Below are 12776 nucleotides of genomic sequence, written 5' to 3'. Positions count from 1 at the left end.
GTTTTCTTTAAAAAATTTCCCAAGTGATGTTTGTCCGACCCCCGTCATATATGTATAAGAAGAGGTTGAACGCATGGGAGGGTCCTTCAGGTGCAAATTGTCCGATTTCTGTTCAGGCCCGCCGTCATCCCGGCATGGTCGGCGGCGCTCATCGTCCTGCTGCTTGCGCTGTTCCCGGCGGAAGCGCTCGAGGCGTCCGTCAAAGGGCTGTCGATCTGGTGGCAGGTGCTCTTCCCGGCTTTATTCCCTTTCTTCGTCATTTCCGAGCTGCTCCTCGGTTTCGGCATCGTCCATTTCTTCGGCACGCTGCTCGACCCGTTCATGCGTCCGCTGTTCCGGCTGCCGGGCATCGGCGGCTTCGTCGTGACGATGGGCTATGCGTCCGGCTATCCGGTCGGCGCCCGGCTGACCGCGCAGCTGTGGGAGCAGGGGCTTATAAACCGCGCCGAAGGCGAGCGGCTCGTCGCCATTACGACCACCTCCGATCCGATTTTTCTGATCGGGGCGGTCTCGGTCGGATTTTTCCACAACGCGGCGCTTGCTCCGCTGCTTGCCGCCGCTCATTACGGCGGCGCGCTCGTAATCGGCCTGCTGATGCGGTTCCACGACCGGAACGCGCCGGCGACGGCGGCGATTCCGGCCGGCACCTCCGGCGGTCCGCCGGGCATGCGCCGGAGCTCGCGCTTCGCGAGGGCGGTCTATGCGATGCATAACGCGCGACTGCTCGACGGCCGGCCTGTCGGCACGCTGCTCCAGGACTCGATTCAAGCGGCGCTGCGGCTGATGATCGTGGTCGGCGGCCTGGTCGTTTTCTTCTCGTGCATCATGGCGCTGCTGACCAAGACAGGCGCGATCGGCGCGATGGCCGGCGGGGTCGAAACGATTCTCTCGGTGCTCGGCATTCCGCCCGCGCTGGCGGAAGCCGTCGTAAACGGGCTGTTCGAGGTGACGCTCGGCGCCAAATCGGCGGGAGCGGCCGCCGGCAGCGGTCTTCTCCATCAAGCCGCGATCGCCGCGTTCGTGCTGTCCTGGGCCGGGCTTTCGGTCCATGCGCAGGTCGTCAGTCTGCTCAGCAGAACGGACCTCCGCTACCGTCCCTTCCTGCTCGCCCGGCTGGCCCACGGGCTTCTCGCCGTTCTGCTCGTCTATGCGCTGTGGCCGTCGCTCGGACCGGCTTCCTGACCCGACGTTGTTTTCATCGACATTTTCCGATATGATCGGTATAAGGAAACGGCGTTAGGAAGGGGAAATGTTCGGCTGTGAATTATGCCGTAATCGATCGAGGCGATCAGCATTCCAAGGAGCTGGCGCATCAATTTCATACGCTTGCAGCGGCGCAGGGCTTTATCCGAAACGAACGGCATCCGGAAACCGTCATTTCGATCGGAGGCGACGGCACGCTGCTTCAGGCTTTTCATTCCTATGTCGACCGGGTGGCGGACGTCGCTTTTGTCGGCGTCCATACCGGCCACCTCGGTTTTTTCGCGGATTGGAAAGCGGACGAGCTGCCGGAGCTGGTGCGCATGATGGCGGAAAACGAGCCCAGAATCGTACGCTACCCGCTGGCGCAAATCGAGCTCGAGACGGCGGAGGGGCCTTCCATCAGGCTCGCGCTTAACGAATTTACCGTAAAAGGCGCGGACAATATGCTCGTCGCGCAAATCGATATCAACGACGAGCTGTTCGAAATGTTCCGCGGCGACGGCGTTGTGTTGTCGACTCCGTCCGGAAGCACGGCTTATAACAAGAGCGTCGGCGGTGCGATTATCCACCCGTCGCTCGAAGCGCTGCAAATCGCCGAAATCGCCTCGATCAACAACAGGGTATACCGTACGCTCGGTTCTTCCGTCGTGCTGCCGCAGCATCACCACTGCGATATCCGGCCGCGGAAAGGCCAGCGCCTGCAGCTGACCTTCGACCATTTGAACGTGACGCGCAGCGACATCCGCTCGATCCGGTGCAGCGTCGCCACAATCAAGGTCAGCTTCGCCCGTTATCGCCCGTTCCCGTTCTGGAACCGGGTGCGGGAAGCGTTTCTCGGGTATGAGGTCAAATAAACCGCCAAGCGTCGGGATGCACATAAAAAACAACAGGCCGGCCATGAATCGCTCATGGCCGGCCTTGCGTATGTTTTTCTTTACTAGAACGTCGTTCTAACGGTTGTTTCCGTGTCCGCCGTTCTGTGTGCCGTTCGGTCCGCCGCCGTTCTGCCGAGATGGCGAACCCGGCTGAACCGGATTTTCCGAGGCCGCGGCCACCGGAGCCTTCGGCGCGGAAAACGGGAATTTCCGCGGGCGCTGCGAACGCTGCTGGCCCTGCGGTTGCCCGGAACGGTCGCGCTCGTGCTGCGCGGCAGCCTGCGGTCCTCCTGCCGGATTCGAGCGGGCGCCGCCGCCGCTTTCCCGTTCTCCCTGCTCGCGCTGGGCATATGGCTTGCGGCCGGCTTGCGGCTGGTCGCGGCCCTCCCTGCGCGGCCCGCGGGCAAAATCGCGGCGGCCGTCCCGCTGCTGATGCTGCCGCGGCTGCTCGCTGCGTTCCGCGGCAGGACGGCCCACCTGCGGCGCCGCCGCGGGCTCGCCGGACGGCCGTTCCGCCGCTGCGGCGCTCTCCGCCTGCCCGCTGCCGTCTTCCGGCTGCGCAGCCGGCACGAGCGCATCCAGGTCGATCATTTCGTCATGCTCGTTCTTTCGGCCGTTCGGCTGTTTTTCCAGCACGAAATAGGCGCATCCGAAATTGCAGTATTCGTTAATGTAATCGGCCGCGCCCGAGATGGCGGAATCGCGTGACGCCTTGGGATGATTGTCGCGGAAGAACCCCTTTAACCGAAGCTGATTGTATCCCCAATCGCCGATCACGTAATCGTACCGCTCCAGCACCTCGCTGTACCGGTCGCGGAACGCCTCGGGATTCCATCCGTTTTTGTTTTCGTATACTAGCGCATAGGTTCTGCCGCCGATATGGTACAAAGCCGCATCCCTCTCTTCTTACAAAATCGCCGACGTCTTCGCCCCGGCCGCCGACTGTACCTGCTCATGCGCATGGTACGAGCTGCGGACCATCGGACCGGATTCCACGTGGCTGAAGCCGCGGGCGAGTCCTTCTTCCTTCAGCTTCGCGAACTCGTCCGGATGGACGTAGCGTTCGATCGGCAGATGGCCCGGCGTCGGCTGCAAATATTGCCCGAGCGTTAAAATATTGCAATCGACCGCGCGCAAATCGTCCATCGCCTGCAAAATTTCATCCCATTCCTCTCCGACCCCAAGCATAATGCTCGACTTGGTCGGAATGTCCGGCTTCATGATTTTCGCCCGCCGCAGCAGCTCGAGCGAACGGCTGTATTTCGCTTTGGCGCGCACCCGGTCCGACAGACGTTCCACCGTCTCGATATTATGGTTCAAAATATCGGGTTTCGCGTCCATCACAACCTGAAGCGCCTCCTGATTCCCCTGAAAATCCGGAATCAGCACCTCGACGCTGCACAGCGGCAGCCGCTTGCGGACCGCTTTGATCGTCTCGGCGAAAATCATCGCCCCGCCGTCCGCCAGGTCGTCTCGCGCCACCGACGTGACGACGCAGTGGCGAAGGCCCATTTGCTCGGCCGCTTCCGCCACGCGCTGCGGCTCCTCCAGATCAAGCTCCGTCGGCTGGCCCGTCTTGACGGCGCAGAACCTGCACGCCCGCGTGCAAATATCGCCGAGGATCATGAACGTCGCCGTCCGATTCGCCCAGCATTCGTATATATTCGGGCAGCGAGCTTCCTCGCATACGGTATGAAGCGTTTTGGAACGCATCATGTCCTTCAGCTCGGCGTAATGGCCGCCCGTTGTCAATTTAATCCGCAGCCAGTCCGGCTTGCGTTCCGGCCTTCGATTCGTCGTCATCCGCGCATACCCGCTTTCTGTCTACTCCATGGGTCTTATTATAACACGTTTCGGATAAAAACCAATCCGCCTACGGATGCTAAGCCATATCCGGAAATACCGATATTAACCGTCAAAATAAAGCTGCGAAGCCCCGCCCGCAAATGGCAAACGGACGGGCTGCCGCGGCGTAACGGAGGTGCTGAGGCTTGAATTTCAAGCGGATACGCTGCGCCGCTCTCGCGGTGTGCGCCGTTTGCCTGCTGCAATCGACGGCGGCGGACCCGGCGCTGGCAAAGGAGCCGGCGCCGAAGGCAATCGGCGAACAGGGAACCGCCGGCCGCCTAAACGGGGCTCCGGCGAACCCGACCAAACCGCTAACGGAAGACCCGCTTGTCAAACGGCGCGAGCTGTACGACCGAATAAGCGAAATCACCGGCATTCCCTGGTTCCGGCTGGCGGCCGTCGACCAATACGAGCGTACAATGACCAAAGCCAGACCGAAAACGAGAAAGCAGCTCGGCGAATACATCGGCGTATTCGTCACGGAAGAGGAATGGGCCGGTCCACTCAATCCGGACAGCCGCGATGAGATTCCGTCCTCGATCCGCTGGTTCAGCGGCATCGGCAAAGACGGCGACGGCGACGGCTTGGCCAAGCGGACGAGCGATTCCGATCTGCTGTATGCGGTCGCGGGCCATCTGATGAAGTTCGGCGGGGCAGAGGACGATTTCGCCATCGGCGTCTGGCAATATTATCATAATTCCAGAGCGGTGCAGCGCATCCGGCAGTTCGCCAAGCTGTACGAGACGTTCGGCACGCTCGATCTGTTCGAGCATGCGTTCCCGCTGCCGATCAGGAGCGACTATTCGTACCGCGATACGTGGGGAGACCGCCGCGGCTGGGGCGGCCGCCGGATTCACGAGGGAACGGATCTGTTCGCCGGCTACGGCGTTCCCGTCCGCAGCACGTGCTACGGCGTCATCGAGGTCAAAGGCTGGAATCCGTACGGAGGCTGGCGGATCGGCATCCGCGATTTGAACAATCTGTATCATTATTACGCGCACCTGTCGGGCTTCGAGAAAAAGCTGACCGTCGGCTCGCCTGTGAAGCCCGGCGAAGTGATCGGATGGGTCGGCAGCTCGGGTTACGGCAAACCGGGCACATCGGGCAAATTCCCGCCTCATCTGCATTACGGCGTCTACCGGGACCAGGGACTGATCGAGTGGTCATTCGACCCGTACCCGCTGCTGCGCCAGTGGGAAGCAGCCGAGAAAAGGAACCGGAAGAAAAAAAGCGGATAACAGAAAAAGCGGCAGCGTTCGGACATGCACCCACGGTTCATGTCCACGCTGCCGTTTTGTATTCGGCGGGATTCCTCAAAACACCGCGGCAGCGCCGGCGGGTGCAGGTCCGGGACGGTGAGGAGGCACCGCTTACAGGCGGTGCATTTCGGGGGGTATCCCTTTGCCTGATGTTTTTGGTTAAGTTTTGCCGCCCGCGTTTCCGGCCGCTGCATTCCCGCCGGACGAACCGGGCGCCGGCGATGAACCGTTTTGATACGGCTGCGCGGAAATGCCGGGCTCGCCCGTAATCCCGAACGTCGTGCCCGCTCCGTTCCCGTCTCCATTTTGCGTGCCGTTCCGGTCCGGCGTCGGGAGCGTGATGCTGGGCGCCTGCGGCGCCGAGTCGCCGACCGGATTGCCTTGGTTGTCGTAATAATACATCGGCACATCGCCGACGACCAGCAAATACGAAATCGGAATTTCCGTATCGACGGTCTCCGGCTGCGTATCGAATGGGATAATAATGGATACTTCGGCGATAACATGCATATAGACTTCAACGAGAATCATGTTGATGCCGGCATTCTGCTGCCTGGTGTTCAGATCCACCTTCACGGCGCCGATCGGCTGGAATTTGACCGGAACGGTTGGCCCGAACGAGGCGATAATCGCACTGCCGAGCGCCTGCCCGACAGGGATATGATCGGGAATTTCACCCATATGATCCAAGGTGGACTGCACCGTTTCGGTCGTATCGGACGTGATTTTCATATATGCGGAGGAATTCAGCATAAAGCCGGAAATTTTGCCTCCTCCGTTCATCTTCCAGTCGATCAAATTTTTCACATCGCTGTCGGACTGATGGCTGACCTGATCCATTATCGCCTTGTTGATCGCCTGCGTCGCCACCTGCTTCACGCGGACCGTCGCGACAGCCATGAGCGGCCCTTTCAGGTTGCGCTCGATGAAAACGAACAAAAACATGCTCAAGGACATGACCGCCAGCAGCACGATCAGCCATGATCTGCGCCTGCTGTACCCTCCGGGTCGGCCGGGCCGGGCGGCCCTGCCCGTCCGGCGGCGGCTGTGCCATTTCCTTCTTCCCCATCGCGGCACGTTGCGGCCCCCTTTCCACCCTTCGTCCGCCTCCCTATTCCCAAGCTTATGCACGGGACGTCCAAAAAAGAAGACCGCTTCCGCATGACGCGGAAGCGGCCGTATATGCAGCGGTCGTCCATTGAATAGGATATGAAGTACTTTTTCATTTTCCGACTTCGTCTTGCCTGCCCCCCGGGTGTTGCATCCTCGATATGGATTGCAATCCCCACCCTAACAGGGGGAATCCGAGGCCCTTATTTGGGGCTTGGACCGGAATGAATCGTAGTCGAAAAATGCCGCTGGCGCATCGCCTCATGGAGCAGCACGGCGGCAGCCATGGCCACATTGAGCGATTCGCTGCGTCCGCGCATCGGAATGACGACGCTGTCGGTCGCCATGGCGAGCGTCGGCGCCGAAAGTCCGTCCGACTCGCTGCCGAGCAGCAGCCAGGTCGGCGCCCGCCAATCGTAGGCATAGCAATTGGCCGAGGCCTGCAGGCTTGTCCCGACAAGCCGGATTCCCCGCTCCTTCGCCGCCGGGAGCAGCTTTGCCAGATCACCTTCGACCACCGGCAGATGAAACAGCGAGCCCATCGTCGACCGCACCGTCTTCGGGTTGTACAGGTCGACGCAGCCGCGGCCGAGCACGACCGCATCGGCGCCGACGGCATCGGCGCTGCGGATAATGGTCCCGGCGTTGCCCGGGTCGCGGACACCGTCCAGTACGACGACAAGCGAATCCGGCCGGAACAGAGCGGCTTCGTCGTATGCCGGCTTGGCGACAACGCCGAAGACCGGCGGCGGCGAATCGGTGCCGGTGCATTTGGCCAGCACCGCGCGCGGCGCTTCGACAAGCTCGCATCCCGCATCCTCAAGCGGCTCTTTCAGCTCGCTTGGCACCCCGCGACCGGCGTCGTAAACGACGGTTTGGACATCAGCTCCCGCATGAAGCGCTTCCTGCACGAGATGGACGCCTTCGACCAGAAAAGCGCCGCTTCGGTCCCGGTGCTTCTTGTCGAGCAGCGCGGCCATCGCTTTCACTTTCTCGTTTTGCAGCGAGGTAATGACCGTTACCGGTTTGCGCACGATTTTAACTCAGCCCTCCGCATAGAAAAATTCCAACGCCGACAAATCCTCGTTTTTGCCCACGAGCACCAGCACGTCGTTCTCCCGGATCAAATCCTCCGCGTACGGGGATATGTTCATATGCCCGTCCGTTTTGATCGCCAGCACGTTGCACTTGAACTTTGCCCGGATGTCGAGCTGCTTCAAGTTTTTGCCTACCGTCCGCGACGGCGCCTTCATTTCGACGATGCTGTAATCGTCCGAAAGCTCGATATAATCCAATATGTTCGGCGAAATCAGATGGTGCGCAACGCGCAGCCCCATATCCCTTTCCGGGAAAATGACCTTATCCGCGCCGATTTTGCTCAGCACCTTGCCGTGCAGCTCGCTTTGGGCTTTGACGATCAGCTTCGGAACGCCGAGATCCTTCAAAATGAGCGTCGTCAGGATGCTCGCCTGAATGTCGGCCCCGATCGCCACGACGACAACGTCGAAATTGCGGATGCCGAGCGCCCGCAGCGCTTCTTCGTCGGTCGTATCGGCCGAAACGGCATGCGTCACCTTCCCGGCCACGTCCTGTATTTTCTGCTCATTCGCATCGATCGCCAGCACTTCGAAGCCGAGCTTGGACAATGCGTTCGCTACGCTCGAACCGAAACGCCCCATCCCGATAACCGCAAACTGTTTTTTCGCCATCTGCCCTGTATCCCTCCGTGTCCATCGGTAAAACGCTCCGCTTATTATACCACAGCTGCCGCCTGCATCCGAACCGGAGCCCGTCTGGATGAAATCAACCTCCGGAGGATATATTAAACGCGACAAACACAGCGATGGAGGGAACGTTACGTGAACAATCTCGATTTGCGGCAAGCCATCATTCAGCGGGTCCATGATAAAAGCAACGCCGAATTGACCGATATCATCGAAGGCTCGATCGGCAGCGACGAGCGCGCGCTACCGGGCCTCGGCGTCTTGTTCGAGCTCATTTGGCAGCAAAGCGCCGCGCCCGAACAGAGCCGGATGGTCGAGACGCTGCACCACTGTCTGAACGACGGGAGTCAACAAGGAGCGGCCGCCAAGCCGGACGCCGGGCCGAAAGGCTGACGAAGGACGAACCGCTTCGCCCCGCTCACGATAGGATAAAAGGGAAAAACAGCCTGCCGTCTTGCGGCAGGCTGCTTCTGTTCTCACCAACGATAAGCGGTTTATCCGTTCGACTGAGCTTCCAGCGCGGGCATCGGTTCGGGACGCTCGCACGTGCTCTGCATGACATAGTGCTTGCCGTCGCGGGAGGCGTCGTGGAAGCCGTGCATCGCCTCGAGCACATGGTAGGCCATTGCGCCGTTTGCGCGATGCTTGCCGCCTTCGCGGATCGCGCGCGCCATGTCGGCGACGCCGATGCCCCGGTTGTTGTCCGTAAAGCCGTGGGTCATCGGAATTTCCTCCCACTCGGTGCTGCCGGCCCGGCGCAGCTTGATCGTACCGCCGAAGCGGTTCGGGTCGGGGACGAGCATCGAGCCCGCGCTGCCGTGAACCTCGATGTTCGGCAGCGACGTTCCGCCTTTTGCGTCGAAGCTGGTAATGAGCGTGCCGACCGCGCCGCTCTCGAAATCGATGACGCCGGAGATCAGCGTCGGCGTCTCGACCTTGATGACCTTGCCGCGCTTTTTCTCGCTCGTAATCGTGCGTTCCGGGTACGAAATGACGGCCGAGCCCGTCACGCGGCGAATCGGACCGAGCAGCGTAATAAACGCCGTCAAGTAATACGGTCCCATATCAAACATCGGACCGCCGCCGACTTCGTAATAAAACTCCGGATCGGGATGCCAGCTCTCGTGGCCGCCGCCAAGCATAAAGCCGGTAATCGATACCGGCTGGCCGATCGCGCCATCGTCGATCAGCTTGCGGCACGTCTGGATGCCGCCGCCGAGGAACGTTTCCGGCGCGCCGGCGACGCGCAGTCCCTTCTCCTTCGCCAGCTCCAGCACCTGCCGCCCTTCCTCCCGGGTGACGGCAAGCGGCTTCTCGACGTAGACGTGCTTGCCGGCTTCCAGCGCCTGCAGGCATACCGAGGCGTGCGCTTTCGGAATCGTCAAGTTGACGACGATTTCGATCTCCGGATCGGCCATCAACTCTTCCACCGTATACGCTTTGGGGAGACCGAACTCTTCCGCGCGCTGCTTCGCCCGCTCCAAATCGATGTCGGCGGCCGCCACAAGCTCGACCTCCGGATAATTTTTCAGGTTCGTAAAATAAATGCGGCTAATATTGCCGCAGCCGACGATTCCGACTTTAACACGGTCCATAAATGACAAAATCCTCCTCGAAGGGCGCCCGGCTTCCGGAAGCCCCGCATAAATGGTAAACGGCCGTTTGCCTTTGCCGTTTGTTTCGGTTCAGCCGCGTGCGGCCCACAGAAAGCCGCGCCGCATCAGCTCGAGCGTTTGCGGCATTTCCACGATGTTCGCCTGATGGCCGAGCGTATTGTGGTATACGCGGCCTTGTCCCCATGTTTTCGTCCAGACGACCGGCATTTTCACGTCGCCAAAGAAAGTCGTGGCATGAACCTTGATGACCGGATCGACATGCATGTAATATTTCTCCGAGCTCACCTCGAAATCGCCGATGCCTTTCGTCAGCGGATCCTCGGCGTCCGTCATGTTGACCTCGTACAGCACGCCGTCGTTGCCCGGATGAGCGACCCACTGGCCGCCGACCATATATTGATATTCCACCTCGTTGCGGAACGAGTCCGACATGCCGCCGTGGCAGCCGGCAATACCGCAGCCCGCATGCACCGTATCGAGCAGGGGACGAAGCTGCTCCTTCTCGATCGTGCCCATCGTCCAAACCGGTACGATCAGGTCCAGCGACGCCATCAGCTCGGCGTCTTTATAGCTGTCCAGCGTATCGGAGACCGTCACGTCGAAGTTTTCCTTGCGGAGCAAGTCGGCGAATATGGCCGCCACTTCTTTCGGCTGGTGTCCGTCCCAGCCTCCCCAAACGATAAGTGCTTTTCTCATTTGATTCTCACCTTTCCGCAATCCGTATTTAAATCGTTCCCGATTATCGAAGCTCGGAAATTTTCACCCAGCGTCGTTCATCAATCGACCGGTCGACCGCTTCCAATACCGCCTGGCAGGCCACGCCGTCGTGAAAGTTCGGAACCGGCTGACGGTTCTCGCTGACGGCCAACATCAGCTCGCGCACCTCGTGCGTAAACGTATGCTCATAGCCGATCGTATGTCCCGGCGGCCACCAGGCTTCGCTGTAAGCGTGAGCCGGATCGGTCGCCACCACGCGGCGGAAGCCCTGTACGTCGGCCGCATCGTCCGAGAAATAAACCTCCAGCTCGTTCACGCGCTCGAAGTCGAACTTGATGCTGCCTTTGCTGCCGTTAATCTCGAACGCGTTCGTGCAGCGATGGCCCGGCGCGAAGCGCGTCGCCTCGATGCTGCCGAGCGCGCCGTTGTCGAACCGGCTGAGAAACAGCGTCGCATCATCGACCGTAACCGGTCCGCGCGGCGCGTCTTTGTCGCCTTTGGCGCTGAGGCCGGTCATCGTCGTCGGCAGCGGGCGCTCCTTGACGAACGTCTCGCTCATGCCGATCACTTCGTCAAATTCGCCGACAAGGAAACGCGCCATGTCGATCACATGGGCGCCGAGATCCCCATGGGAGCCGGAGCCGGCAATTTCCTTCTGCAGGCGCCAGACAAGCGGAAAATCGGGATCGACGATCCAGTCCTGCAAAAACCAGCCGCGGAAATGATAGATTTTGCCGATACGGCCTTCTGCAATCAGTTTTTTCGCCAGCTGTACGGCCGGAGCGAACCGGTAGTTGAAGCCGACCATATGCTTCACGCCGGCCTTCTCCACCGCATTCAGCATCTCGACGGAATCGGCCAGACTCAGCGCAAGGGGCTTCTCGCAAAAAATATGCTTGCCCGCGGCTGCCGCGGCCAGCGCAATCTCCTTATGCGCGTCGCTCGGCGCGTTGATGTCGATCAGATCGATATCGTCGCGTGCGATCAGCTTGCGCCAGTCCGTCTCGGCGCTCTCCCAGCCGAACTGCGTCCGGGCCTGTTCCAGCCCCTGCGCATCGCGGCCGCAAATCGCTTTCATTTCCGGCTTCAGCACGTCCGGGAAAAACATCGGCAGCGCGCGGTACGCGTTGCTGTGCGCTTTTCCCATAAATTTGTACCCGACCATCCCGACTCGTATGTTGCTCATGGTCCTTCGTCCACCTTTCACCCGATGAAATGAGGATTCCTGGTTTGCGCGCCGGATTGGCGCGCGGGTCAATCAATGCTGCATGGAAGACGATCCTCGCGGAACCAGCCGGACGGGCAGCTTATCCTGGAAGCAGGGAAGCCCCTCTTCTTCCCGGTCTGTTTGCTCCAGCTGGTCCAGCAGTCGCGAAGCGGCCTCACGGCCGATGTCGACGAACGGCACCGCGATTGACGACAACGGCGGATCGGTCAGCCGCGCCCCCTCGGAGTCGTCGCAGCCGATCAGCGCCACCTGCCCCGGGACGCTGACGCCCCGTTCCTTCAGTCCCTGCAGCAGACCGATCGCCATCCGGTCGTTGGCGGCAATCACGGCGTCGACCCGGCCGGCGCATACGTGATTTGCAACCGCTTCCGCAAGCGCGTAGCCGCTTGTCCGGCTGTAGTTGCCGTTCAAAACCAGCTCCGGGTCGAATGGAATCCCCGCGTCCGCAAGCGCGCTGCGGTATCCTTCCAGCCGGTCCAGACTGTTGGAGTAGGCCTCCGGTCCCCCAAGCAGCATGATGCGTCTGCAGCCCTGCTGAAGCAGGTGTCCTACGGCTGCCTCGACTCCCATCCGCTGATCGGCGTCGATCGTGCTGTAAGGCGCATGGTCGAACCGCTGGTTCACGAGGCAGAACGGATGCCGGCCCAGCCGCAGCTCTTCAAGCGCTTCCCGCTCGCCGGGCGTATCGTGGGCGCCCAGCACGATGCAGGCGTCGATCTTCTGCGCCCGGAACAGGCCGACGTAGTCCTTCTGCTCCTCCGGTTCCCGAAGCAGCAGGAGCAGGTCGTAGCCGCGCCGTTTGGCCGCGACGCCGATGCCGCTCAGGATTTCGGAGAAGTAATGCGTCGAGAAAACGTTGACCTTCGGCAGCAGCGGAAGGATGACGCCCAAATTACCGCTTTTGCGCCGTGCAAACCGCTGAGCCAGTGCGCTCGGTACATAGTCCAGCCGCTGCGCCGCTTCCAGCACCCGCCGCCGCGTTTCCTCCCGCACCGGCCCGACGCCGTTCAGCACGCGCGAGACCGTCGCTTCCGATACGCCGGCCAGCTTCGCGACTTCTTTTCTGAGAATAGACGTTTCCTCCAATTCCAAGCGGTGATTCCCATCATGTACACGCGTACATTTTCTCACGAACGGGTAATGCTGTCAATGCGAAAGAACGCCGAAATAGCCGGGAAATCGAAATTCCTTTCCAG

Annotated in this window: 13 protein-coding genes; 4 read left to right on the top strand and 9 right to left on the bottom strand. The window is 60.8% G+C overall.

Annotation, left to right across the window (positions count from 1 at the left end; genetic code table 11):
• Positions 1-96 precede the first annotated feature (96 nt).
• Entirely contained in the window at positions 97-1182 is a 1086-nt protein-coding gene (ylbJ, locus tag PD282_RS04655; protein ID WP_274655023.1) for a sporulation integral membrane protein YlbJ, read from the top strand.
• A 77-nt stretch (positions 1183-1259) separates the two neighbouring features.
• On the top strand, positions 1260-2057 hold the full coding sequence (locus tag PD282_RS04650) for an NAD kinase (protein ID WP_274649181.1): 798 nt from the start codon (positions 1260-1262) through the stop codon (positions 2055-2057).
• Positions 2058-2153: 96 nt separating this feature from the next.
• On the opposite strand, the gene PD282_RS04645 is transcribed toward PD282_RS04650, so the two are convergent.
• Together PD282_RS04645 and lipA are read right to left on the bottom strand one after the other, a co-directional pair.
• Positions 2154-2966: a YutD family protein gene (locus PD282_RS04645; RefSeq protein WP_274649180.1), complete on the bottom strand. Its 813-nt coding sequence runs from the start codon at positions 2964-2966 to the stop codon at positions 2154-2156.
• A gap of 18 nt (positions 2967-2984) precedes the next feature.
• Positions 2985-3881: a lipoyl synthase gene (gene lipA / locus PD282_RS04640; RefSeq protein WP_274649179.1), complete on the bottom strand. Its 897-nt coding sequence runs from the start codon at positions 3879-3881 to the stop codon at positions 2985-2987.
• A gap of 188 nt (positions 3882-4069) precedes the next feature.
• Between lipA and PD282_RS04635 the strand changes: the two genes are divergently transcribed.
• On the top strand, positions 4070-5164 hold the full coding sequence (locus PD282_RS04635) for a M23 family metallopeptidase (protein ID WP_274649178.1): 1095 nt from the start codon (positions 4070-4072) through the stop codon (positions 5162-5164).
• Between the two features lie 180 nt (positions 5165-5344).
• Here PD282_RS04635 and yunB read toward each other — a convergent pair whose 3' ends face one another.
• From yunB to PD282_RS04620, 3 genes are all read right to left on the bottom strand, one after another.
• Positions 5345-6262 carry a sporulation protein YunB gene (gene yunB / locus PD282_RS04630; protein ID WP_274649177.1) on the bottom strand — a complete coding sequence of 306 codons (918 nt, stop codon included), beginning with the start codon at positions 6260-6262 and terminating at the stop codon, positions 5345-5347.
• 236 nt (positions 6263-6498) lie between these two features.
• Positions 6499-7332 (bottom strand): TrmH family RNA methyltransferase, encoded by an 834-nt coding sequence (locus tag PD282_RS04625; RefSeq protein WP_420832345.1) that lies wholly within the window; start codon positions 7330-7332, stop codon positions 6499-6501.
• A 6-nt stretch (positions 7333-7338) separates the two neighbouring features.
• On the bottom strand, positions 7339-8199 hold the full coding sequence (locus PD282_RS04620; RefSeq protein WP_338045159.1) for a potassium channel family protein: 861 nt from the start codon (positions 8197-8199) through the stop codon (positions 7339-7341).
• Between PD282_RS04620 and PD282_RS04615 the strand changes: the two genes are divergently transcribed.
• Entirely contained in the window at positions 8155-8412 is a 258-nt protein-coding gene (locus PD282_RS04615) for a small acid-soluble spore protein SspI (protein WP_274649176.1), read from the top strand. The genes PD282_RS04620 and PD282_RS04615 overlap by 45 nt on opposite strands.
• Before the next feature lie 101 nt (positions 8413-8513).
• Here PD282_RS04615 and PD282_RS04610 read toward each other — a convergent pair whose 3' ends face one another.
• From PD282_RS04610 to PD282_RS04595, 4 genes are all read right to left on the bottom strand, one after another.
• Positions 8514-9614, bottom strand: a complete 1101-nt coding sequence (locus PD282_RS04610) for a Gfo/Idh/MocA family protein (RefSeq protein WP_274649175.1) — start codon at positions 9612-9614, stop codon at positions 8514-8516.
• Positions 9615-9704: 90 nt separating this feature from the next.
• The gene (locus PD282_RS04605) at positions 9705-10331 is read right to left on the bottom strand and encodes a ThuA domain-containing protein (RefSeq protein WP_274649174.1); all 627 of its coding nucleotides are present in this window, start codon (positions 10329-10331) and stop codon (positions 9705-9707) included.
• 43 nt (positions 10332-10374) lie between these two features.
• Positions 10375-11538 (bottom strand): Gfo/Idh/MocA family protein, encoded by a 1164-nt coding sequence (locus tag PD282_RS04600; protein WP_274649173.1) that lies wholly within the window; start codon positions 11536-11538, stop codon positions 10375-10377.
• A gap of 72 nt (positions 11539-11610) precedes the next feature.
• On the bottom strand, positions 11611-12672 hold the full coding sequence (locus tag PD282_RS04595) for a LacI family DNA-binding transcriptional regulator (protein ID WP_274649172.1): 1062 nt from the start codon (positions 12670-12672) through the stop codon (positions 11611-11613).
• Between the last annotated feature and the right edge of the window lie 104 nt (positions 12673-12776).

Source organism: Paenibacillus humicola (genome assembly GCF_028826105.1).
Lineage (GTDB): Bacteria > Bacillota > Bacilli > Paenibacillales > Paenibacillaceae > Paenibacillus_Z > Paenibacillus_Z humicola.
This window is presented reverse-complemented; position numbering and strand designations above follow the sequence as displayed.